This is a genomic window from Pantoea anthophila (genome assembly GCF_006494375.1).
Lineage (GTDB): Bacteria > Pseudomonadota > Gammaproteobacteria > Enterobacterales > Enterobacteriaceae > Pantoea > Pantoea anthophila.
In genome coordinates, this window is the sequence record NZ_VHIZ01000022.1 from 1 (window position 1) to 20,745 (window position 20,745).

General features: G+C 52.7%; 28 protein-coding genes and 1 pseudogene. 28 read left to right on the forward strand and 1 reads right to left on the reverse strand.

The window, feature by feature from the left end; all coding sequences use genetic code 11:
* Positions 1–101: 101 nt before the first annotated feature.
* From FJW00_RS03950 to FJW00_RS04020, 16 genes and pseudogenes are all read left to right on the forward strand, one after another.
* Positions 102–944: an ABC transporter permease gene (locus tag FJW00_RS03950; RefSeq protein WP_140923103.1), complete on the forward strand. Its 843-nt coding sequence runs from the start codon at positions 102–104 to the stop codon at positions 942–944.
* 15 nt (positions 945–959) lie between these two features.
* On the forward strand, positions 960–2,060 hold the full coding sequence (locus tag FJW00_RS03955) for an ABC transporter substrate-binding protein (protein ID WP_140923104.1): 1,101 nt from the start codon (positions 960–962) through the stop codon (positions 2,058–2,060).
* A 325-nt stretch (positions 2,061–2,385) separates the two neighbouring features.
* Positions 2,386–3,429 (forward strand): annotated as a pseudogene (gene umuC, locus FJW00_RS03960) (translesion error-prone DNA polymerase V subunit UmuC); the annotation flags it as partial.
* Positions 3,430–3,593: 164 nt separating this feature from the next.
* A complete protein-coding gene (gene ycgZ, locus FJW00_RS03965) occupies positions 3,594–3,833 on the forward strand; it encodes a regulatory protein YcgZ (RefSeq protein ID WP_140923105.1) in 240 nt (79 codons plus the stop codon).
* 55 nt (positions 3,834–3,888) lie between these two features.
* Positions 3,889–4,167, forward strand: coding sequence for a hypothetical protein (locus tag FJW00_RS03970; protein ID WP_010670499.1), 279 nt, complete (start codon positions 3,889–3,891; stop codon positions 4,165–4,167).
* Between the two features lie 835 nt (positions 4,168–5,002).
* Positions 5,003–5,599 carry a helix-turn-helix transcriptional regulator gene (locus FJW00_RS03975; protein WP_140923106.1) on the forward strand — a complete coding sequence of 199 codons (597 nt, stop codon included), beginning with the start codon at positions 5,003–5,005 and terminating at the stop codon, positions 5,597–5,599.
* Between the two features lie 16 nt (positions 5,600–5,615).
* Positions 5,616–5,900, forward strand: coding sequence for a hypothetical protein (locus tag FJW00_RS03980; RefSeq protein ID WP_140029386.1), 285 nt, complete (start codon positions 5,616–5,618; stop codon positions 5,898–5,900).
* 51 nt (positions 5,901–5,951) lie between these two features.
* Positions 5,952–6,656 (forward strand): antitermination protein Q, encoded by a 705-nt coding sequence (locus tag FJW00_RS03985; protein WP_140923107.1) that lies wholly within the window; start codon positions 5,952–5,954, stop codon positions 6,654–6,656.
* Between the two features lie 213 nt (positions 6,657–6,869).
* Complete coding sequence (locus tag FJW00_RS03990) at positions 6,870–7,091, forward strand: phage holin (protein WP_140923108.1); 222 nt, start codon at positions 6,870–6,872, stop codon at positions 7,089–7,091.
* Between the two features lie 3 nt (positions 7,092–7,094).
* Positions 7,095–7,598 carry a lysozyme gene (locus FJW00_RS03995; RefSeq protein WP_140923109.1) on the forward strand — a complete coding sequence of 168 codons (504 nt, stop codon included), beginning with the start codon at positions 7,095–7,097 and terminating at the stop codon, positions 7,596–7,598.
* On the forward strand, positions 7,588–7,989 hold the full coding sequence (locus FJW00_RS22275) for a hypothetical protein (protein WP_219994844.1): 402 nt from the start codon (positions 7,588–7,590) through the stop codon (positions 7,987–7,989). The genes FJW00_RS03995 and FJW00_RS22275 overlap by 11 nt, the downstream gene beginning before the upstream one ends.
* Positions 7,961–8,128, forward strand: coding sequence for an Rz1-like lysis system protein LysC (gene lysC / locus FJW00_RS22795; protein WP_444939629.1), 168 nt, complete (start codon positions 7,961–7,963; stop codon positions 8,126–8,128). Before FJW00_RS22275 ends, lysC begins: the two co-directional genes overlap by 29 nt.
* Before the next feature lie 51 nt (positions 8,129–8,179).
* Complete coding sequence (locus FJW00_RS04005; RefSeq protein WP_140923110.1) at positions 8,180–8,374, forward strand: hypothetical protein; 195 nt, start codon at positions 8,180–8,182, stop codon at positions 8,372–8,374.
* 92 nt (positions 8,375–8,466) lie between these two features.
* Positions 8,467–8,850: a hypothetical protein gene (locus FJW00_RS04010; RefSeq protein WP_140923111.1), complete on the forward strand. Its 384-nt coding sequence runs from the start codon at positions 8,467–8,469 to the stop codon at positions 8,848–8,850.
* 277 nt (positions 8,851–9,127) lie between these two features.
* Positions 9,128–9,352 carry a hypothetical protein gene (locus tag FJW00_RS04015; protein ID WP_140923112.1) on the forward strand — a complete coding sequence of 75 codons (225 nt, stop codon included), beginning with the start codon at positions 9,128–9,130 and terminating at the stop codon, positions 9,350–9,352.
* Between the two features lie 112 nt (positions 9,353–9,464).
* Positions 9,465–9,707 (forward strand): DUF4282 domain-containing protein, encoded by a 243-nt coding sequence (locus FJW00_RS04020; RefSeq protein ID WP_140923113.1) that lies wholly within the window; start codon positions 9,465–9,467, stop codon positions 9,705–9,707.
* Between the two features lie 96 nt (positions 9,708–9,803).
* Here FJW00_RS04020 and FJW00_RS04025 read toward each other — a convergent pair whose 3' ends face one another.
* Positions 9,804–10,148 carry a hypothetical protein gene (locus FJW00_RS04025; protein ID WP_140923114.1) on the reverse strand — a complete coding sequence of 115 codons (345 nt, stop codon included), beginning with the start codon at positions 10,146–10,148 and terminating at the stop codon, positions 9,804–9,806.
* 26 nt (positions 10,149–10,174) lie between these two features.
* Here FJW00_RS04025 and FJW00_RS04030 point away from each other — a divergent pair, with 26 nt between their 5' ends.
* The 12 genes from FJW00_RS04030 to FJW00_RS04085 all read left to right on the forward strand — a co-directional run bounded on the left by FJW00_RS04030 (position 10,175) and on the right by FJW00_RS04085 (position 20,576).
* Complete coding sequence (locus FJW00_RS04030; protein WP_140923115.1) at positions 10,175–10,747, forward strand: terminase small subunit; 573 nt, start codon at positions 10,175–10,177, stop codon at positions 10,745–10,747.
* A complete protein-coding gene (locus tag FJW00_RS04035) occupies positions 10,734–12,206 on the forward strand; it encodes a phage terminase large subunit family protein (protein ID WP_140923116.1) in 1,473 nt (490 codons plus the stop codon). The genes FJW00_RS04030 and FJW00_RS04035 overlap by 14 nt, the downstream gene beginning before the upstream one ends.
* Before the next feature lie 12 nt (positions 12,207–12,218).
* Complete coding sequence (locus FJW00_RS04040) at positions 12,219–13,622, forward strand: DUF4055 domain-containing protein (protein ID WP_258317013.1); 1,404 nt, start codon at positions 12,219–12,221, stop codon at positions 13,620–13,622.
* 106 nt (positions 13,623–13,728) lie between these two features.
* Positions 13,729–14,481: a DUF6651 domain-containing protein gene (locus tag FJW00_RS04045; RefSeq protein ID WP_140923117.1), complete on the forward strand. Its 753-nt coding sequence runs from the start codon at positions 13,729–13,731 to the stop codon at positions 14,479–14,481.
* Positions 14,482–14,495: 14 nt separating this feature from the next.
* Positions 14,496–15,626, forward strand: a complete 1,131-nt coding sequence (locus FJW00_RS04050; protein ID WP_140923118.1) for a major capsid protein — start codon at positions 14,496–14,498, stop codon at positions 15,624–15,626.
* 46 nt (positions 15,627–15,672) lie between these two features.
* A complete protein-coding gene (locus FJW00_RS04055; protein WP_140923119.1) occupies positions 15,673–16,065 on the forward strand; it encodes a hypothetical protein in 393 nt (130 codons plus the stop codon).
* A 1-nt stretch (position 16,066) separates the two neighbouring features.
* Positions 16,067–16,708, forward strand: a complete 642-nt coding sequence (locus tag FJW00_RS04060; RefSeq protein WP_140923120.1) for a hypothetical protein — start codon at positions 16,067–16,069, stop codon at positions 16,706–16,708.
* 1 nt (position 16,709) lies between these two features.
* Positions 16,710–17,513, forward strand: a complete 804-nt coding sequence (locus FJW00_RS04065) for a hypothetical protein (protein ID WP_140923121.1) — start codon at positions 16,710–16,712, stop codon at positions 17,511–17,513.
* 43 nt (positions 17,514–17,556) lie between these two features.
* Positions 17,557–19,110, forward strand: a complete 1,554-nt coding sequence (locus tag FJW00_RS04070; RefSeq protein WP_140923122.1) for a phage tail protein — start codon at positions 17,557–17,559, stop codon at positions 19,108–19,110.
* Positions 19,111–19,143: 33 nt separating this feature from the next.
* Positions 19,144–19,575 (forward strand): hypothetical protein, encoded by a 432-nt coding sequence (locus FJW00_RS04075; RefSeq protein WP_140923123.1) that lies wholly within the window; start codon positions 19,144–19,146, stop codon positions 19,573–19,575.
* Between the two features lie 10 nt (positions 19,576–19,585).
* Entirely contained in the window at positions 19,586–19,957 is a 372-nt protein-coding gene (locus FJW00_RS04080) for a hypothetical protein (RefSeq protein WP_140923124.1), read from the forward strand.
* Positions 19,958–20,138: 181 nt separating this feature from the next.
* Complete coding sequence (locus tag FJW00_RS04085) at positions 20,139–20,576, forward strand: phage virion morphogenesis protein (protein WP_140923125.1); 438 nt, start codon at positions 20,139–20,141, stop codon at positions 20,574–20,576.
* The last annotated feature ends 169 nt before the right edge of the window (positions 20,577–20,745 follow it).

Here is a 20,745-nt window from a genome sequence, read left to right on the forward strand (position 1 = left end):
GCTGCCGTGATTGCCATGATCATCATGATAACCTCACTCTTATTCAGTATAGCAGTTAAGTTAATGATAACACCTTTCATGACATGCAAAGGCGACCTGAAATGAACGTGAACAGTCCAGAAAAGACCAGTGTAGTCATGAGAGTTTCGGTAGCTTTTTTTCTCATTGCTAATTTTATATGGCTTGGGCTGCCCGTGGGCATGGCGGTAATATGGTCGATGGTTGACCCTGCACATCCCTGGAGTTTCCCTGACATATTTCCGGACAGCCTCTCTTTCACAAGATGGGTAAATATGTGGCAGACGACATCGCTTCCTGACGCTATGTTCAACAGTTATTCGATAGCGTTAACAGTAGCTCCCCTGAGTCTGTTACTGGCTCTTCCTACTGCTTATGCTTTCGGACGCATACCTTTCAGAGGAAAAGGGATAGCTGAAATCCTGACGCTGATCCCGCTCGTTATGCCGGGTATGTTGATCGGCATATTTTTCAGCGCCATGATCTTTCAGCTCAATATCGAAAATCCTTTTATCAGCATCGTTACGGGACATACTGTCCTCGCACTGCCTTATGCAATAAGAATACTTTCCGCCGGTTTCCGGGCTGTACCGCAGGAGATGATTGACGCCAGCCGCGATCTGGGTTCGGACAGGTGGGCAACATTCAGGAATGCTTATCTGCCTTTTCTGAAGAGTGCCATTCTTGCTACTCTGATACTGTGTTTCGTCAGGAGTCTTGAGGAATTTTCCGTTTCATATGTACTGGGTTCACCGGATTTTATTACCATTCCGACAATACTTTATTCTTTCCTTGGATACACGTTTGTAAGACCAGACGCAGCAGTTGTATCAATGATACTCATCATTCCTAACATCTTCCTTATGATCATCATTGAAAGAGCGCTGAAGGATAATTATGCGGCTGAGGCAACTGGCAAATATTAATATGAAGAGGTTAATATGAAACGCTTTTTAACTTTAACTACCGTTATAACGGTTACTTGTCTCTATTTTTCCGCGGCAAAGGGAGCGCAGCTTTCAGAAATGACGTGGAGCGAGGTTGTCTCCCAGGCAAAAAACGAAGGGACAGTTAACTTTAATGTCTGGTATCTCAAGCCACAATGGCGAAATTTTGTAAAAGAATTTGAACATGAGTACGGTATTAAAGTAATCATTCCTGAATCGACCATAGACGGGAATCTGAATAAAATTCTTGCTGAAAAAAATAAAGAAACCGGGAAGCTTGATGTAGTAGGCTTTACGATGAGCCAGATGCCACTTGTCCTTAACTCTCATACCGTTTCGCCAGTAGCATGGCTTCCTGAATACCAGAATGGCTATAGTCAAGTCAATGGTACCGACTTCCTGGGATATGGCCTTGCATTCTGGGGAAGCCAGACCGGGTTTGCGTATGACCCGCTGCAAATGCAGGACAAAAAACTGCCTCAGACTCTGGAGGAGCTTCAGGGCTTCATCGACAACAATCTAAATTTATTTGGATACAATGATCCGCAAAATGGCGGGGCGGGTGAAGCTTTTATACAGAGAGTACTGACACTCCACGGACAGGGAGAGCATAAGTTAGCTGATAAAGCAGACCCGGCCGTTCTCCAGCAGTGGGATAAAGGATGGGAATGGTTTATTAAAAATAAAAGTAAAATCACGCTCACAAAATCGCAGGCAGACAGTCTTACCCGTATCAATGATGGCGAGCTTATTCTGGCACCTGCGTGGGAAGATCACCTGCTGACTCTTAAAAAAACAGGTGCAGTGACATCACGCATAAAATTTTATGTACCCGGGTTTGATATGCCTGCCGGTGCCAACGCTGTAGTAATAGCTAAAAATTCAGCACACCCCGCTGCATCTGCTCTGTTTGTCAACTGGCTGATCAGTGAAAAAACGCAAAGCGAACTCCATAACGTTTTTGGCTCAATTCCTGTCAATAAACATCTGAATAAGGAATTCGATGAGAAATTTCAGAAGGTAAGCTTTTATAACGCCCCATACAGCGTTGAGCTCAAAAAAGAATTTTCAAGGCGGGTATTGCTGAGACGATAAAATTTACCGTTAAACATTTTCCGCAGAATAAATGATTTTTATCAGGTTACACATCCTGTCTCTCATCAATAAGGTGCTATATCAGCTCTGGTATATGCACCTTTTGTCCTGTTCACGATGCGCGCGACTCACGCTCGCTTTCTGTGACCGCATTAAAAGTTATATGTGGCACACAGGTCAGGTGCCAGTAAGAGGTAATTCCCAGGGGAAATTTCGTGTATTAAGTTAAAAATCATTAACTGCGCATTATCTGGACTGACAAGATGGATTCTGCTTTTCGCTCATAGCAGCCATTCCAATCCAAACTAATCGTGTAGATTTTCCATTCCACATAAATGCCGATATGAGCAGCCGGGTTATGACAACGCTGGAGCAGATGGCTCCCAGCGTGGAAGTCTATTCGATAGACGAAGCGTTCCTGGATCTGACCGGTGTGCGCAACTGCATGGTTCTGGAAAACTTCGGACGGGAAGTGCGTGAGACGATCAAACGTAACACGCATCTGACCGTGGGCGTGGGCATCGCACAGACCAAAACGCTGGCTAAGCTTGCAAACCACGCCGCCAAGAAGTGGAAGCAGACTGGTGGCGTCGTCGATCTGTCGAATGTTGACCGGCAGCGAAAGCTGATGGCACTGGTGCCGGTTGAAGAAGTGTGGGGAGTAGGCAGGCGTATAAGTAAAAAACTCAATGCCATGGGCATCACCACAGCCAGAGACCTCGCCGAACAGAGCACCTGGATCATCCGCAAACACTTCAATGTTGTACTCGAGCGTACCGTCAGGGAGCTGCGCGGCGAACCCTGTCTGGCGCTCGAAGAATTTGCACCTGTCAAACAGCAGATTGTCTGCTCGCGCTCGTTCGGCTCACGCATCACTGAGTATATGGATATGCGGCAGGCAGTGTGCGCATTCGCCGAGCGTGCTGCTGAAAAGCTGAGACAGGAGAGGCAGTACTGCAGGCAGATAGCGGTTTTTGTCCGGACCAGTCCGCATGCCGTCGGTGAGGAATTTTACGGTAATCAGGCAATCGGCAAACTGCTTACCCCTTCAAACGACACCCGCGATATCATCCGCGTCGCTATGGATGCGCTCGACCGCATATGGGTGGACGGGCACCGGTACATGAAAGCAGGCGTGATGCTGGGCGATTTTTACAGCCAAGGCGTGGCCCAGCTCAGCCTGTTTGACGAATATCAGCCGCAGGCAAACAGCGAGGCCCTGATGCGGGTCGTCGATGGACTTAATCAGAGTGGTAAGGCCAGTCTGTTTTTTGCAGGGCAGGGGATTCAGAAATCCTGGTCTATGAAGCGGGATATGCTGTCGCCTGCCTACACAACGCGGGTATCGGACCTGCCCCGGGCAAGATAAGACTCCAGTCAGGCTGTAGCAGTACTCCACCCGGATGGATACTCTCCAGCATCTGTCCTTGTCAGTAGCTGTTGTAAGCGAAACGGAAATATCTGTACAAAGCCAGGTTTTCTGTATAATTTTCGCAAAAAAGGTTATTTTCGAATCATACAGTGGGGTCAGTCATGCAACTGAATCTTAGCACCACAGGTTCCAACAGCGATATCGCTGACTATTTCAGCCGTGCAAATCTGCTCCCGCTGCAGGAAACGCTTGGTTCAGTTGTTGCTGAGATCCTCAGTTCAGGTCAGACACTGAATCGCAAAGCTATCTGCTTAAGGCTGATTGTACGTCTTGATAAGGCTTCATCTGATGCAGAAGAACAGCAGTTGCATGCGCTGATTGAGCTTTTGTTCAGCAAATGAGTGTGATTTCACTGCCATCTTTTCGGTGTCGTGAGACAGGAGACCAGCCGCAGTCATGACAGAACAGGATATGCAATTGCTGCGTGATGTGCTCATCGGGGAAGCGACTCTCGCCATACTTAATGACAACACACGTGTCTCATGGCCGGGCATACTGAACAAGCTGAACAGTTTTCTTAAAACAGAAAGTGATATACACAGGATTGATGCCCTGAAACTGGCTATCAATGATGTCAGCGACGAAATCAAAAGGCGCGATGCACTACAGAGAAGTGCTATGGGAGAATTCACCATGAACTCAACCGACAGTTACGATGACCTGACCTGGCATTGATCGTCATTTCATATCCCTTTTTGCTGATGACAGTACAGTGCCCTGCGTGAGGTGTCTGCAGAGATATCCCGACAGGGGGCATTTTCTCTCTGATGACTTGAAGGGAGATGTGTATTGACCTTCTCAGTCCTTGTGCGCAGCGCAGCGGTATGGAAATGCTAATGGGCCTCAAGGACGCAACGGGATCATCCTGATCGGCTTCTGGCGGTCGCCAGACTTCATTTCATCTGCTGTTCAACGAATTTAAGACAATTGGAGCAGGCTATAGTGTCAATAGTGCTATCACGCAGTCACTGAATTGCACGCGTAATGGTGTCAGCTGTTTCAGTATTGTTCGGCGTCGGCACCCTCGGTCATGCCTGCCATCTCATCTGAAGTAATATGCGCTTTCTTTTTCAATTTGTATCAGGATGGTTTTAGAGATACCCCGTAGCATCATGTAATACTCCCTTTCTGTGAGTGGGAAAAAAGCACTCCTCTCATTATCTTCCCTATTTTTTCATGACTGAAAGGTGATTTTCACGGTGTCAATTTAACCGATATGTGAGTATCTGAATGAAAGTATAAATCCTCCTTCTAATATTCAGGCTCGTCAGAATTCATTTTGGGTAGGAATGGGTGCTAACAGGAGTCTGAAAGTTTTTCCTAATACTAATCCTGGTTCAATGTTAATTCATTTTATTCAGCAGGTTACGTTTAATGCGTCAGGCTGAGAATCTCCAGTGCCAAACGATTGCATTGAATGTGCAGCGGGATGTGAGTAGTAATAATATGCGTTTTGAGGAGGGTGAGATTAGTTTTTTTGGCCTTAAATGCCAGAGACGGATAACAGGATATGAATAGTAAAGAACGCTGTGTTGTGGTCATCGGTGACAACAATATTTTGCATTACGGTTTATTCAGCCTCATAGACAGTGCATGCAGTAAAAAAAACCTGACAGTTTTATCGTGCAGGGACAGCCGGAAATTCAGTATTCATTCAGCAGCCAGATATCAGGGGCGTTATCATCTCGCCGTTATGTGCCTGGGATACGATGACTTTTTTCCCTGCTGGTTCAGCTTGTTTCTGACACTGGTGCGAAAAACCAACGGTAATGTTCTGGTCTTCACTGACAATCAGGACCTGCTGGATAGCCGGAAAAGGAGTCTTCTGAACCGCGTCTGTGATATGGAGTTTGTTCTGGATGTATCCATGCCCGTTTCATACATCGCGTTTGTGCTCAGACGCTATCTGGAGAGAAAGCGTTCTGAAAGAGAAAACTGCAGAATAACCCTGCGCGAGCATGCCGTTATTGATGGATTTCTGAACGGAATGGATGTCCGGCATCACTCTTCATTGCTGGGGATCCAAATCCGGACGGTCTATCAGCACCGGAAAAACTGTGCCAATAAGCTGGGCGTCAGGAATCTTAAAGATTTACTCAGGCTCTAACAGCAGGGGAAGTCGCGTGCCTGTCATCAATATTCATAAAATCGACTGGTTTCGGATCCTCACCGACCTGAGCCGTTCCGGTTACTCTCTGCAGGACATCGCAGACGAACTGGATGTGGTGGCTTCCACACTTATCGGGTGGAAGAAAGGGGCCAGCCCCCGTCACCATTCTGGTGAAGCGCTCATTGAATTGTGGTGCCGGGTGACGGAGAAGGGCAGACACCAGCTGCCCAGGGAAAAATTTGTTCAGAAATTCATTTTTCATTCGCGAGAACGCGTCTGCAGGCATTCAGAAAAATGAATCTGAACCGACTCATAGTGCCGGTGGCATTCTTACCGGCACAGAGTCACTATGATGAAACTTGAAAGTGTTGTTAAGTACCATTCACCGCGCTCCGTTTCGCCTTTCACCCGCCAGTCCTCCCGTTCACCTGATGATATGACCGGCAGCGATGTGATGGCTGCACTGGGTATGACACAAAAGCGAGCCCCTCTCGGTTACTCCGCCTTCTTCGGTAAAATGCACCTGAGTCGTTACGACAGAGATCGTGCCATACGGTTGCTCACCATGACCGGTATGAAGGCATCAGCCCGGTATCCGGCCCTTGCAAAACTGCCGGAAGAAGAGCGTATGGCCATCATCACGACCATCGCGGGCTATGCCTTTCTTGATTATGCGCGCAGCCCGGATACTGAATCGCCATGTCATGCCTGTCACGGCACAGGCCTGTGCAACGGAAAGTGCTGCAGCAAATGCAGCGGGAAGGGTGTCGTGCGAGCAGCCTGCAAGGACTGTAAAGGGCGAGGGGAAGCGCTTAACCGTGTGATGACACGCTTTCAGGGCGTGCCGGTTTATCAGCCCTGTAAGCGGTGTTCCGGGCGCGGCTTTGAACGTATCCCTTCCGCTGTTGTGTTCAGGGCGGTGTGTCAGGTCACGCAGGCTGTTACGCTGGATACGTGGAACAAGAGCGTGAAGCAGCTGCTGGAGTTTCTGGTCGCCGAGCTGCACCGGGAAGAGGCCTGGGCGGAAAAGCAGCTGACACATATCACTAAGTAGCAAGCGATAATTAAATCTACGATGTTATCGCTCGCTATTTACTTTTCCATTTTTTGTGTTAGATTGACTCCAACGATGGGTAAATGACCCTCAAGAAATTCCTGTTCAGCCCTGGCATGTTGTCAGGGCTTTTTTATGGCCGGATGCCGTCAGTGTATCCTGCTCATCCACCGGCTCCGGCTCTCTTTCTTCCTTTCTGCGCGGCAACTCCTGATGAGCAAACTCACAACCGGCATCGCATACGGCGTATCCGCAGGCGAAGTTGTCCATGGCGTCCTGACCTTTTTCAGCCCGGAAGAGTGGAGTGCGGTGGGCGTTCTGGCCGGCATAAGCCTCGCGACTATCACCTGCATCATCAACGGGTATTACCGGCGCAAGGCAACACTGGCAGAAATCAGGGCACTGCGCTGCACCTGCCAGGACAAGGCGAATTAATTCATGGCCATCTCCGTCGTGCTGCGTAACAGACTTCTGGCTGCAGCTGGTGGAGGGGCGCTGACTCTGGCAATGATACTGCTGGACGGTCCGGATGGTCTGGAAGGGCGTCGTTATGTTCCATATCGGGATGTCGCCGGTGTGCTCACCGTCTGCGATGGTCACACCGGCCCCGATATTGTCAGAAATAAAACCTACACCGCCAGGGAATGTGATGCTCTTCTGCGCGAAGACCTGAAACCCGTTCAGGCAGCTGTTGACAGTCTGGTCACTGTCCCCCTCAGCGATTACCAGCGCGCTGCACTCTACAGCTTTAGCTTTAACACCGGTACTGACGCTTTTTCCCGATCTTCCCTTCTGAAAAAGCTCAACGCAGGCGACAATACGGGTGCGTGCAGTGAAATGCGCCGCTGGGTCTTTGCGGGCGGCAGAAAGTGGAGAGGGCTGATGAAACGCCGCGAAACTGAACGTGCACTTTGCATGGCGAAGAGCAGCGATGACATTTAGCAGGATTAAGTGGGGTGCTGTGACCATCACGGCTCTGCTTATTCTTGTCATGGCGCTGAGCGTCACCCTGAAACTTCAGTCCTTATCGAAAGCCGTGCTCATTCAGCAGAACAGGCAGCTTGCGCAGGAAAAAACTTCAGCTGAGATGATTGCGAATAACGTCCTCAGGGCAACAGTACTCTTCAGCGACATTGCACAGGCAACCCACAATGCGAATCACGTCAGTAATGCAGAGAGCGAGCGCAGAGTGGTGGTTATTCGCAAGCTGGTCAAGGGTAACAGCTGTGCTACTGAACCTGTGCCTCATCCTGCTGCTGACCAGTTGCGTGCGCACCGGGACAAAGTACGTACCGGTGCCGCCAGTGCCCATCCCGGTGAGTCTGCTGGCTGACTGCGCTGTGCCTTTGATTCCTGACCCGTTGACCTGGGGAGACAGCCTGGAGCTGAATGAGCGCCTGCTTAACGCTCTGGAGCAGTGCAACCACGACAAAGCCGGCATCCGGCAAATCGAACGGGAACGGCAGAAATGAATATGCTGGGCTGAGGACCTGCTTATCCCTCCTGAAGAAGAGAATTCTGAAATGTCAGAATCAATGAATGACGAAGTCGTTGAACAGTCCGAATTCTCTGCCGTAGCAGCTCAGGCCCCATCAGCTGAAGTCAAAGTGGGCGTTCATGATTTTGAAGCTGCGCTGGCGTTTGTTGAAAGTGGCGTTGCTCTGCTGGGCGAAGCCGCAAAGGACGATGTGAAAGCACTGGCGATTATGTATCGCTGAGTAATGCAGTGCACACGTCGTGCAAGGCAACGTGAGCATTCCAAGGAGCATCAGGTATGATTCTCATATAAATAGCTCAGGATGAGGATCATATGAAAAAGGTAGTCAAAACTTTAGTCATCGCCATTACAGTTCTGGCAGTGCTGGCTTTTGCTGTAATGATTCTGTTGATAGTATCGATCAGACCTTCAAAAGTTGATGCTGCCCAGGCTGAAGCCTGCAGACATTATGATTATCAGACCATCATGACTAAGGTTATTCGGGCTAAGACCGGAGATCAGGCTGAATGGAAAAGTTTCTCTGACGTTCAGGACGCCGCTCAAAATAATGGGATTCTGATCGACTATGGACAGATGACATTCGGGAACGATATCTGGTTAGTGCCTTTTACTAAGCGTAACGGCCAGTCAGCTAACGGGGAATACTTTGGCATGCTTGATTGCACGACAGATAGTGTTGAGTTCAGCAAAAAGTGATTTTCTATGAGTAGCAAGTAAGCACTATCAGTTGCATTTTTTATTTCGCCTGATTGCAGCGGCGACAGCTTATGAAAAATTGACCACCGGTCATACTTGCGCCGCTCAACAGCATCATTTCACACTCAGAGAGCGAATTACAGTCGCAGAAAAGTAAAGATTCGTGCTGCAGTAGCACATCAGTAAGCAGTATCTGAGATTATTGCGCATATTTAAGTTCCAGCTTAACTCGCAGTAATGCATTATCTTCTGTAAATGTTTCTTGCCTGAGTGAATCATGGAAATTGAGATTGGAAGTTTTACCCGAGTTAATGGAGAGTCTGTCTATGCTGAGGTGACGATTTACACCGACCCTGACTCGGGTGGTGAAAACGTGTCTTTGTACCTGAAGTTGCCTTATGAGGTGGAAACCACTTTAGCTGAGTTAGAAAAGCTGGCTAAAACTGAAGCAATCAAAAAGATGCGATCTGCAGCAGATTGGTTAGCCGAAAAAGCTTACTAACCGCAGCTGCTTCATCACAGGGCGCATTTGCGAGTGCGCCCGATGATAACTCTTGAAGAATTGATTTCGAAACATTAAGATTATTCTTCTTTTCAATCAGGAAGATTGCCAAATGTTTGGATTCGACAAATTAATAACCCCACGAATCATTAGCGCCCTTTACATTATCACTGTTGCTCTGCTTGCTGTTGCTGCTGTTTTGACCTTCTTTACAAGAGGATTCAATGCTGCCGGTTTACTGCTACTGATAATGGCTCTTTTCGCAAGGATATTTTTTGAATGCATTATGGTTTCATTTAAAAACAATGAATACCTGCGTCGCATAGCTGAATCTCTCGAAAAACAGTCACATTGATTAAGCCGCCTCCGGGCGGTTTTTTATTCAGTTGAGTTTAAGGATAGATACTTAGTGCCCCTGATATTTCAAATATAGTATGTATTGTTATCAGCATTATCTAGCGGACACAAAAAAAGCCCTTATTGCCCACTCGAAAACGGCTCTATAGATAGTCTCGTGATAAACCGAATCCATATTTCGTAAGAAACTGACCATTGATGCGATAGTACTGTCAGCCTCGAATAGGCTAACTTCAGCAGGTCTATCATCGTCTTCATCATTATATTCTATCAAAATCATGGATTTACTTTTGACAGTGACATCTGACAGGGTTAGGTCACAAGTCCCAGGAAGGCTGCACCAAATTCTAAAGTCGCCCATTATTTCAATATTAGTTGGGTAAAAATAAAACGACTCATCCTTGTTTAGATACTCTTCCAGATCTGAATACTTACTCACATCACCTCCATTGAGCACATAAAGTTATGGCACTCACTGACAAACAAGAAATGTTCTGTCGAGAGTACCTCGTCGATTTGAACGCAACGCAGGCTGCTATTCGAGCTGGGTATAGTCCAAAAACTGCGAATGAACAGGGTGCCCGTCTATTAGCAAATGTTAGCGTCCAGATAAGAATCGCTGAACTAAAAGCCAGACGCAATGATCGGGTTGATGTTGATGCTGATTATGTTCTGAAGCGATTGTTTGAGATAGACCAGATGGACGTGATCGACATCATGACAGATGACATGCGCATCAAACCTGTATCGCAATGGCCTTCATCATGGCGTCGGTATCTGAGCGGATTCGATCTGGCTGAGATGTTTGAAGGTCGCGGTGAAGAGCGCGAGATGGTCGGCATCCTGAAAAAGATTAAGTGGCCGGACAAAGTCAGAAATCTGGAATTGCTCGGTAAACACATTTCCGTGCAGGCATTCCGCGAACAGGCTGCGACATCACTGACAGGCAAAGACGGCGGCCCGCTCGAGGTTGCACTGCTTACACGCGAGGAATACCGGCAGGCGCGCCGGGAAATGCTGGAGGATGACGACTGCTGACTTTAAGACCGCTGCTCGCCGTATAGAGTGTGAAGAAGACGGGATGTACTTTGCCCGCTATTTCTTTAAGCAGCGCACTGGCAGCAGAATGATTGTCGCGCCTCATCATCAGGTGATTCAGCGGACGCTGGACCGGGTGATTGATGGCGACATCCGGCGACTCATCATCAATGTGCCTCCGGGCTACACTAAAACGGAACTGGCCACCATCAACATGATGGGCCGCGGGCTGGCGCTGAACCGCCGTGCACGCTTCATGCACCTGTCGTATTCCCACAACCTGGCATTACTGAACTCGTCAACCACGCGCAGCATCGTGAAGTCTGCTGCCTTTCAGGCCATGTGGCCGATGGCGCTGCGCGATGATGCCGACAGTAAAGCCATGTGGTGGACCGAACACGGCGGCGGGGTGTATGCCTCGTCCGCTGCGGGGCAGGTTACCGGCTTTCGTGCCGGACACATGGAGCCGGGGTGGCAGGGCAGTCTGATCATTGACGACCCGGTCAAACCTGACGACGCCTACAGCGAAACCATACGCGTCGGGGTCAACACCCGCTTCAACGAAACCATTCGTTCCCGTCTGGCTATTGAGACCACGCCCATCGTAGTCATCATGCAGCGCATTCACTACCACGATCTCAGCGGATACCTGCTGCGTGGTGGCAGCGGCGAACAGTGGCACCACCTGAACCTGCCGGTGCTGATTGATAACAGCGAACCGTATTCGCTGGTGTACCCGGAAAACACGCACGCGATCCCCATCGATCATGGTCTGCCTGACGGCTGGCTCTGGCCTTACAAGCACAACGAATCGCATCGCGTCTCGCTGTTTTCACACCGGCGTACCGCGGAAGCGCAGTACATGCAGCGGCCCCGCCGGTTTAATGCTGATGGCGCACTCTGGACCGAAGCGATGGTGTCCTGTGCGCGTGCGCTGGATATCACCCTGCAGCCGTCGCGGACGGTCGTTGCCATCGACCCGCAGGCGACGAACAGCGAAGAGAGTGACGAAACCGGTATTGTCGTGGCGAGCAGTTACGGGCGCGGCAATGACCGGCTGTTCTCTGCAGATGCCGATTACTCCGGGAAGTACTCGCCCAACGGCTGGGCGAAGCGCGCCATCAGAGCGTATGAGGAGCACCACGCTGAAGCCATCGTCATTGAAACCAACCAGGGCGGTGATATGGCCGAAGATACCCTGCGCAATGCGGGCTTTCGCGGGCGCATCGTCCGCGTCCATGCCAGCAGGGGCAAATTTGCCCGGGCAGAGCCCATCTCCGCGCTTTACGAGCAGGGGCGGGTGGCGCACCGCGGCAACCTCTACCAGCTCGAAAACCAGCTGCTGGAATATGTGCCCGCTGCCGCGAAGAAATCACCTGACCGGCTGGATGCGCTGGTCTGGGCCATAACCGAACTGTTCCAGCCGAAAGGCACGACAGTGCGTCCCTTTACAGCATAACTGAACTTCATCATGAGCAACGACGTCCGGAAGCGATCGCCCAAAATCGAGTCGATGGCCGGATGCTGGCCCATGATCAGCACGCTGCTGGGCGGCACGGCCGCCATGCGTGCTGCGGGCAAAACGTATCTGCCTAAATGGCCCAGTGAAGAAGAGGCGTTTTATCAGAACCGGCTTTCGGTGGCGACGCTGTTCCCGGCGTTCTCCCGCACGGTGGAGGTACTCAGTGGTAAACCCTTTTCCCGACCGGTGACATGGAATGAAGAAGCTGTGCCTGCACGCATACGTGAGATGTTCGGGGACGTGGACCTGCAGGGCACCAATCTGCACTCCTTTCTGGCTGACACCTTTGAAGAGGCGATGGCCTATGGCCTCTGCGGCATCCTTGTCGAACATCCACCTGCGGATAAACAGCGCTCTCTGGCTGAAGAGCGCCAGCGCGGGCTACGGCCTTATTTCGTCAGGGTGAATGCCACCAGCCTGCTGGACTACGACTCAGAACGGGTCAACGGGCAGGAGACATTCACCATGCTCCGGTTTGTTGAGGTGGTGAGTGAACGTGACCCGGAAAATGAATTTATTGTCAGAGACATTGAGCAGGTCAGGGTACTGACTCCCGGCCGCTGGCGGGTTTACCGCGAAAAGCCTGATGCCATAACCGGTGTACTGTCATGGCAGCTGCATGACGAAGGCACCACCAGCCTGAAGAAAATCACTTTCGTCCCGGTCTACGGCGACAAACGCGGCTTTATGAACGGCCGGCCGCCGCTGGCTGAACTGGCCTGGCTCAACGTCGAACACTGGCAGTCCCGCAGTGATCAGCAGACCATCCTGCATGTCGCCCGCGTACCGGTGCTGTTCGGCAAAAAGCTCGGTGATGGTCCCATTTCAGTGGGTGCGGCATCGGCAATCATGTCGGACGAAGATGAGGCGGACCTGCGCTATGTCGAGCACAGCGGGAAAGCTATCGAAGCTGGTCGCACAGACATCCTCGACCTTGAGGAAAAGATGCGCCAGGTGGGGGCAGAACTGCTGGTGGTAAAACCCGGACACCGCACCGTGGTGCAGACGCTGACCGACAACGAGGCGAGCACCAGCGCCCTGCAGCGCATGGTCTGCGACCTCACCGATGCAGCGCGGCTTGCTCTGCGGTACCTGGCAGAGTGGACGGGTGAGCCCGAAGGCGGACACGTCACCATCTTCAGCGATTTTGGTGCCACTACCCTGGCTGAAGCGTCAACTGACTTCCTGGTGGACATGTATAAAACGCGGGCGCTTTCAGACGAGACGCTGTTCAATGAGATACAGCGCCGAGGCCTCATCAACAGCGAACTTCGCTGGTCGGAAGAGCAGGCGCGGATACGCGCCATGCCGCCTCTATTGCCAGTTAAGCCGGTCACCACACCGCCAGTTTAGTTCTATCCGGGCCCGTGCAGATGCAGGGGCCTTTATTATTGCCGGCCGCTGCGGATGCAGCGCGGCGCCACGGGCCGGATGGCTCATAACCGGTTGGATGACCCTGATGAAACTGAAACTCGATGAGAACGGCCAGGTGGTCGTAAACGATGGCAAGCCTGTCTATGTACAGGATGACGGAAAAGAGCTGGTGTTTGATGCTCCCGGCACCCTGCAGACCATCACGCGTCTCAACGGTGAGGCAAAATCACACCGTGAGCGCGCGGAGAGTGCGGAAACGCTGCTGAAGACTTTTGAAGGAATCGATGATCCGGCTGCTGCGCTGGCAGCACTGGAGACCATGAAGAACCTGGAAGACAAGACGCTGGTTGATGCCGGTGAAGTCGAAAAGGTCCGCACTGAAGCTGTCCGCGCACTGGAAGAGAAGTATGCGCCCATCGTGAAAGAACGCGACGACCTGAGCCAGAAGCTCACGGCGGAGAAAATTGGCGGCAGTTTTGCCCGTTCAAACTTCATCGCCGAGAAGATGAGTATTCCGGCTGACCTGGTGGAAGCCCGTTTCGGCAGCAACTTTCAGGTCGTCGGTGACGCCGTCACGGCGTTTGATCGCGACGGAAACAAAATCTTCAGTGCGGTCAGACCCGGTGAAGCAGCGGGGTTTGATGAAGCGCTGAGCATTCTCGTTGAGCACTATCCGTATAAAGACCAGATCCTCAAAGGCACCGGCGCATCAGGCGGCGGCTCCTCCGGCGGAAATGGCAACAGCAGCTCAAACACACTTACCCGTGCACAGTTCGAATCCCTCAGCCCTCAGGAGCAGAGCGAACGCGCCTGTGCGGGTGTACAGATTAACGATTAACAGGATAACCCTGCATGTCTAATACCCTGACTCAACTCATTCCTGACCTGTATCAGTCGCTGGACATTGTGTCCCGTGAACTCTGCGGGTTCATTCCCTCCATCACCCTGGACGCCACGGCGGAACGTGCGGCCCTGAACCAGCCTGTCCGCATTCCCGTGACGCCTGCCGCTAAGGCTGAGGATGTGAAGCCCGGTCAGCTGCCTCCGGACGACGGTGACCAGGATATTGGCAATGTACCCATGACCATTACCAAATCGCGTATGGTGCCGTTCCGCTGGGAAGGCGAACAGCAGAAGGGGATTAAATCCGGCCCGGGTTATCATGGTATCCGCCGTGACCAGGTTACGCAGGCGATGCGCACGCTGGTCAATGAAATTGAATCTGACCTGGGGCAGCTGTTTCGTCGCGCATCTCGTGCAGCCGGTGAAGCAGGCAAAACGCCGTTTAAGGATACGCTTACTGATACTGCGCAGGTGCGTAAAATCCTCACTGACAATGGCGCACCATTGAGCGATCTGCAGTGCGTTATCGACACCACAGCCGGTGCCGCACTGCGCACTATGGCGCAGCTGACTAAAGCCAATGAGGCAGGCACCACGGCATTACGTGCGCAGGGCACGCTGCTCGAACTGCATGGCTTTACCCTGCGTGAGTCGGCAGGTGTGGCATCGCTGAATGGCCCGGCTGGGACTGCGTATAAACTCGGCGGAGATGAAAAAATTGCTGTCGGGTCACATTATATCCCGGTCGCGATTCCAGCAGGACAGATTTCCCCCGGTGATGTGATCATCGCAGGCAGCCAGAAATACATCATTGCCCGTGTGGATGCGGACAAAGGTGTCCACATTTTTGCTCCGGGCCTGCGCGAAGACATTCTGAAAGGTGCTGAGCTTAAAGTCGTCGGTAAATTTACCGCCAACTTCGCCTTCAGCCGCTCTGCCATCATCCTGGCCACACGCGCCCCGGCGCTGCCGGAAGAAGGCGACATGGCGGATGACCGCATGATGATCACCGATCCGCGCACCAACATGTCGTTCGAAGTCTCAATGTACAAACAGTACCGCCGCGTTCGCTACGAAATCGCCGCGGCCTGGGGCTGTCAGAACATCAAACCTCAGCATACTGCCCTGCTCCTGGGTTAGTCCTGCTTAGCCATTTCAGCCAAAACCCTTTCAGATGAGGTCATACATGCTGACTCCCCAGCAGCAGGTAGATGCACGTCGCTATATGGGCTATCCCATGACCGGCGACACGTCTCCTGACGATCGCAGTGATGCGGCTTACGCACAGGCCACCTCAGGCCGGTTCCAGACGCTGGCTCACCGGCTGACGTCGCTGCGGGCTGAGGAGGAAGCCATTGTGGCGAACTATCTGACGACACTGGCCAGTCTGGAATGGGGGATTACCCATGCTGCAGACAACCTTGATACGGATAAAGCGGCTGTCTGGCAGCGCAACCGGTCAGAAGTGTCAGACCGAACGCGACTCTATAATCAGTGGCGTCGCCAGCTCTGCGGACTCCTTGGTATCCCGCCGGGTCCGTCGCTGAGCAATGGCACCACACCTGTGACCCGGTGCTGACATGGACGCACAGCAGCTGGCGGCGAAGGTGAACCAGGGTAACGGGAAGGCCGCGAAACGCCTGGGCAGTACTGCCCGTCATTACCGGGCAGTATCACCGTTCAGTCCGCTGGATGCCCAGCCGCTGCGGGAGCTGTCGGCCTCATTTGCCACTGATTACCACTATGCGCGGGCAGTCCGGTTTGGGCAGGCTACCCGTATTGGTATTTTTGATGCGGAAGGGTTTGAGACCGGCGATATGCTGGTGTCCGGTGAGGGGACATTTTACGTTGCAGCTATGCCACTGTTACAGCCCATACTGTGTGTCAGGACTGACCGGCTCGTCAGCATCCGGCGGACGGCTCCGGAAGGTTCCGAGGCCGGGCTTCAGGAATACAGTGGCACCAAAGCTGTGAATGAAAAGATTATTATTTCAGGCTGGCCCGCCAGTATTCTGCTCAGCCGTGGCGGAGAGCACAGCCCACTTAAGTTGCCGGGTGAGGCGCGCAGTGCCTGGCACAATATTCTCATGCCTGCATTCAGAGGTCTGTCTCTTCATGCCGGGGATTTTGTGACGGATGAAGCCGGGCAGCGTTATGTCGTCAGCGGCACGGAACTCACAGACATGGGCTGGCGTCTGACGGCGCTTCAGGTGACGGTGTAACATGGCAAGTACCGATGATGTTGCCCGTTATCTTGCCCGTCGTGTTGCAGACGTAGTTTATCCGGGCGGCAGCCAGTTACCGGGCATCGTAAATAACTCCGTGAAAATTTATCCGGGCTGGCCGGTGCCGGGCACACTGCAGCAGGATATTGAGAAGGGAGGCGTGCATGTCTCCGTCTGGCCGCTGCCATCAGAGCGTAAAATCAGCACGGCGCTGGGCAGGCCTTACCTCACTCTGGCGAAGGGAAAACCCACGCTGCAGTTTACAGTGAACGGCACCACGATAGGCGTCGCCGGTGTGGCGTCCGCACTGACTAACGTGCAGATAGTTCTTAACGGGAAAACGTACACCTTCCACTTCCGGGCAGGCACTAAAGCGGAAAAGGCGCTTTATGTTCTCTCTGTCAGACTGCCCGGGTCATTCACTATAGGCAGCAGCCTCTGCATCATGCTGGTGACACAACTCAGCCTCTCTGTTACGACTGCCGGAACGGCTGTCAGGGAACTGCGCAGGCAGATAAAGGATTTCCAGATCACTATCTGGGCACCTGCGCCCGGGCTCAGAGACCGCATCGGCAGTGCCATTGATGCGGCACTCTCTGAACAGTGCCATATCGACCTTGACGACGGCGCCCCCGCGCAGCTCCTTTATACGCGTCAGTTTGATTCGGACAGGTCAGAGAACTGGCATGTCTACCGGCGTGACCTGATCTTCAGCGTGAATTTCGCCACCACCCAGACCATCAGCGCACCTGAAGTGACCGAGATTGCAGTCACCCTGAACGGGCACCCGGTCACGCAGTAAACCTGCTTTTTCATCATACGCTTAAGTTTACGGAGTCTCTCTCATGCCGATTTATTCAACCGGCGACCTCAACACGTCTGCACTCACGGCACCGGACCTTTACGTTCAGGTTGTTCCGCCCCGGGCCCGTTATATTAACGGTGTGCCCACCGACGGGCTGGGGCTGGTGGGTGTTGCCAGCTGGGGGCCGGTAAACAGCGCTTTTCGTATCACGTCAGATAACGATATGGCATTTTTTCTTGGCACCCCCAGAGTCCGTCAGTATGACCTTGCCACGGCGGCGGCGATTTCGCTGCAACTCGGTGCCGCAAACCTGAACTGTGTTCGCGTGACAAACGGTCAGGACAAGGCTGCCAGTGGGCAGCTCTGTGAAAATGCCAGCAAATCAGGTCTGCGGCTGACCGCACTCTACAGCGGCACGCGCGGTAATCATATCAGCGCAGGCATCAGCCCGGGCACCGCCGTGAATACACGCAAGCTCACGGTCAGTCTGCCGGGTGTGAGTGCGGAAGTTTTCGATAATCTGAAGGGTGAAGGGGATGTACTCTGGAAAGCGATGGCGGAGGCGGTGAATCACGGCCAGATGAATATCCGCGGTCCCAGCCAGCTGGTGCGCGCGAACGTTGCCGAAACTGAAGCGCCAGCACAGGTTGCGGTGAAAGAGGTCACCCTCAGCGGCGGCACCGACGGCGAAACCGGCATCACGGATACCACGCTCCTGGGCAAGGATGGCACTGATGCTCCCCGGAAAGGCATGTATGCCCTGCGTGGCACAAATTCGCAGGTCATCAATCTTACCGATGTGACTGATAAAACCTGCTGGCCTGCCATGGCGGCGTTTGCGCGCTCCGAGGGTGCCTATGCCATTGCCCAGGGCCCGGCCTCCGCCGGATGCAGGGCGGTGTCCGAAGCACTCAACAGCTCTGGGGTGGACGACTGGCATTTCAAGCTGATTGTGGGTGACTGGCCCTACTGGAAGGATACGGCAAACGGCATAAACCGAATGATTGCGCCCGCCACGTTTGAAGCGGCCAATATTGCCTCCCGGTCACCACATATCTCCACACTTAACAAACGCATCCCCGGCATCATCGCCACCGAGCGGCAGCTGGCAGGGCGTCCTTACTCCGTACCGGAAATCGGGGCGATCAACTCAGCCCGCCTTGATGTCATCACCAGTCCCTGTCCGGGCGGCAGTTACTTCGGCATGCGCTCCGGGCGTAATACCTCATCGAATCCGACCCAGAACGATGACACCTATACCCGCATGACCAACTTCCTGTCGATGACCATTGCGGCAAGTTTCGGCAGCGTAGTAGGTGACAACCAGACCACGGACCTGTGCCGTGAAACCAGAAGCACGCTGGAGTCTTTCCTGTCGAATCTGGAGACGCTGAAGATGATTGGCGATCCGAATGGCGGACCGGCCTTTGCTGTACGCCTCGATTCGGCGAATAACCCGGATGCACGCGTGGCGCTGGGCTATATGACAGCGGATGTGCAGGTGAAATATCTCAATGTGGTGCGCTACTTCCTGGTGAACCTCGAAGGGGGAGGCAGCGTGTCCATTTCCGTCTCAGACAGCTTGTCGCGCTGAACACTGACTGACTCATTACTCCGGAGATAAACCATGCCAACCCTTGGCTATACCGTCGGGCGTGATATCGCTGTCGATATCAACACGCCGACGGGAAAACTGCGTATTCCCAAAATCATAAGCTTTGACTCAAAGCCACAGGTTTCCACCCATAAAATCACACCGCTCAATGGCATTACTGACGAACTGCAGATCCCCGTCGGCTGGAATGGCACCATCGCCGCTGAACGCATGGATGCCACGCTTGATGACTTCTGGGCCAGGTGGGAAGACAACTACTACAACGGCATCGATCAGCCCCGCGGCACCATCACCGAAACCATCACTGAGGCAAACGGCACCATCAGCGTGTACCGCTACGAAGGCGTGTCGTTTCATCTTACCGATGCCGGTAACAAGCAGGGCGAGAAGACAGTGAATCAGACCCTGTCATGGACGGCGAACCGCCGTAAAAAAGTGAACTGAGGAATAAACAATGGTGCAGGTCAGAGTGCATGAGACCCCGCCCGCCGTGGCAGAGTCTGCGGTCAAATCCGACCAGGTCCGGGATGCCAGCGGGCGCGTGATCTCCCTGCGTGAGCTGGACCCGGTGCAGGAATCCCGCCTGACGGTTGCGGTTGGCCCGGAAATGGCTATCAACGTGATGTACATGAACATGTATGCCTTTCCGGCGGCGGCGGTGGCTGATATCGACGGCGAGGAATACCCGATACCACAGAACCCGAAGCAGATTGAAAGCATGCTCGCTATCCTGGGCAAAAGCGGGTTGAAAGCGGTCAGTGCCAGCCTGCGCGCCAGGGCGAAAGACGAGGACGATGAGGCCACGGCGACCGCCGCAAAAAACTAGCGCAGAACCCCGGTTTTATAAACCAGTGCTGGCTGATGAAAGCCGGGGTTCCGTTCAGCATTATTTTTCCGGGCCTGACAGCACTTATGCCCCATGAGCGCATCGCGATGGGTGTGGTCATCGGCGAGCTTGAAGGTGGCACCTATAACTGGAACACGCGCAGGTGGGAGGAGGGTAAGTAATGGATCTTGAGCAATTTGCGCGCGAGATGTCATCTGCGTCAGCCAGTATAGCCACCGGGCTGGAGGTTAGCTTCCGCGTCATCGTGAAAGAGATTGAGGAGACGGCAAAGGAAGAAATCGGTGTGTACCAGCCCGCTTACGGGCCTTTTGATGCCTGGGCACCGCTGGCTGAATCTACCAAAGCCGATCGCGTTCGCCGGGGTTACAGCGAAGACGAGCCGCTTTTGCGCTCAGGCGAACTCAGAGACTCAATTGAGAGTGAGGTGGTAGGCCTGGCGGCCGTTGTAGGTACTAAAAGTCTGATTGGTTTGTGGCAGGAGGTTGGAACTGACTGTATACCCCCGAGGCCGTTCATTGGACCGTCATACATGCGGAAAATTGATCCATTAATGGAGTCGATTGGGCGTGCGATTTCGCGAAGCTTCAAGGCGCATTGACGCAAAGTGTAAAGAGCTGGTGGGTAATAAGTGTAGATACAACTCTATGTCAAACATTATCAATAGAAGTAGGTTTCATCGCAGAGGGATATGTGAATTGAGTAAAGTCTGGTGCTGGAAAATGCATGCAGGGTGACAACTACAACCATTGCACATCAAAATAGAGCTG

Coding starts and splice junctions, on each gene's coding strand:
- FJW00_RS03975 (WP_140923106.1), top strand. CDS start 5,003: ATGAATAGTAAAGAACGCTGTGTTGTGGTCATCGGTGACAACAATATT.
- FJW00_RS04015 (WP_140923112.1), top strand. CDS start 9,128: ATGGAAATTGAGATTGGAAGTTTTACCCGAGTTAATGGAGAGTCTGTC.
- FJW00_RS03955 (WP_140923104.1), top strand. CDS start 960: ATGAAACGCTTTTTAACTTTAACTACCGTTATAACGGTTACTTGTCTC.
- FJW00_RS03990 (WP_140923108.1), top strand. CDS start 6,870: ATGAGCAAACTCACAACCGGCATCGCATACGGCGTATCCGCAGGCGAA.
- FJW00_RS04005 (WP_140923110.1), top strand. CDS start 8,180: ATGTCAGAATCAATGAATGACGAAGTCGTTGAACAGTCCGAATTCTCT.
- FJW00_RS04070 (WP_140923122.1), top strand. CDS start 17,557: ATGCCGATTTATTCAACCGGCGACCTCAACACGTCTGCACTCACGGCA.
- FJW00_RS03995 (WP_140923109.1), top strand. CDS start 7,095: ATGGCCATCTCCGTCGTGCTGCGTAACAGACTTCTGGCTGCAGCTGGT.
- FJW00_RS04060 (WP_140923120.1), top strand. CDS start 16,067: ATGGACGCACAGCAGCTGGCGGCGAAGGTGAACCAGGGTAACGGGAAG.
- FJW00_RS04035 (WP_140923116.1), top strand. CDS start 10,734: ATGACGACTGCTGACTTTAAGACCGCTGCTCGCCGTATAGAGTGTGAA.
- ycgZ (WP_140923105.1), top strand. CDS start 3,594: ATGCAACTGAATCTTAGCACCACAGGTTCCAACAGCGATATCGCTGAC.
- FJW00_RS04050 (WP_140923118.1), top strand. CDS start 14,496: ATGTCTAATACCCTGACTCAACTCATTCCTGACCTGTATCAGTCGCTG.
- FJW00_RS04010 (WP_140923111.1), top strand. CDS start 8,467: ATGAAAAAGGTAGTCAAAACTTTAGTCATCGCCATTACAGTTCTGGCA.
- FJW00_RS04075 (WP_140923123.1), top strand. CDS start 19,144: ATGCCAACCCTTGGCTATACCGTCGGGCGTGATATCGCTGTCGATATC.
- FJW00_RS04080 (WP_140923124.1), top strand. CDS start 19,586: ATGGTGCAGGTCAGAGTGCATGAGACCCCGCCCGCCGTGGCAGAGTCT.
- FJW00_RS04040 (WP_258317013.1), top strand. CDS start 12,219: ATGAGCAACGACGTCCGGAAGCGATCGCCCAAAATCGAGTCGATGGCC.
- FJW00_RS03950 (WP_140923103.1), top strand. CDS start 102: ATGAACGTGAACAGTCCAGAAAAGACCAGTGTAGTCATGAGAGTTTCG.
- FJW00_RS04020 (WP_140923113.1), top strand. CDS start 9,465: ATGTTTGGATTCGACAAATTAATAACCCCACGAATCATTAGCGCCCTT.
- FJW00_RS04085 (WP_140923125.1), top strand. CDS start 20,139: ATGGATCTTGAGCAATTTGCGCGCGAGATGTCATCTGCGTCAGCCAGT.
- FJW00_RS03985 (WP_140923107.1), top strand. CDS start 5,952: ATGATGAAACTTGAAAGTGTTGTTAAGTACCATTCACCGCGCTCCGTT.
- FJW00_RS03970 (WP_010670499.1), top strand. CDS start 3,889: ATGACAGAACAGGATATGCAATTGCTGCGTGATGTGCTCATCGGGGAA.
- FJW00_RS04065 (WP_140923121.1), top strand. CDS start 16,710: ATGGCAAGTACCGATGATGTTGCCCGTTATCTTGCCCGTCGTGTTGCA.
- FJW00_RS04030 (WP_140923115.1), top strand. CDS start 10,175: ATGGCACTCACTGACAAACAAGAAATGTTCTGTCGAGAGTACCTCGTC.
- FJW00_RS22275 (WP_219994844.1), top strand. CDS start 7,588: ATGACATTTAGCAGGATTAAGTGGGGTGCTGTGACCATCACGGCTCTG.
- FJW00_RS04045 (WP_140923117.1), top strand. CDS start 13,729: ATGAAACTGAAACTCGATGAGAACGGCCAGGTGGTCGTAAACGATGGC.
- FJW00_RS04055 (WP_140923119.1), top strand. CDS start 15,673: ATGCTGACTCCCCAGCAGCAGGTAGATGCACGTCGCTATATGGGCTAT.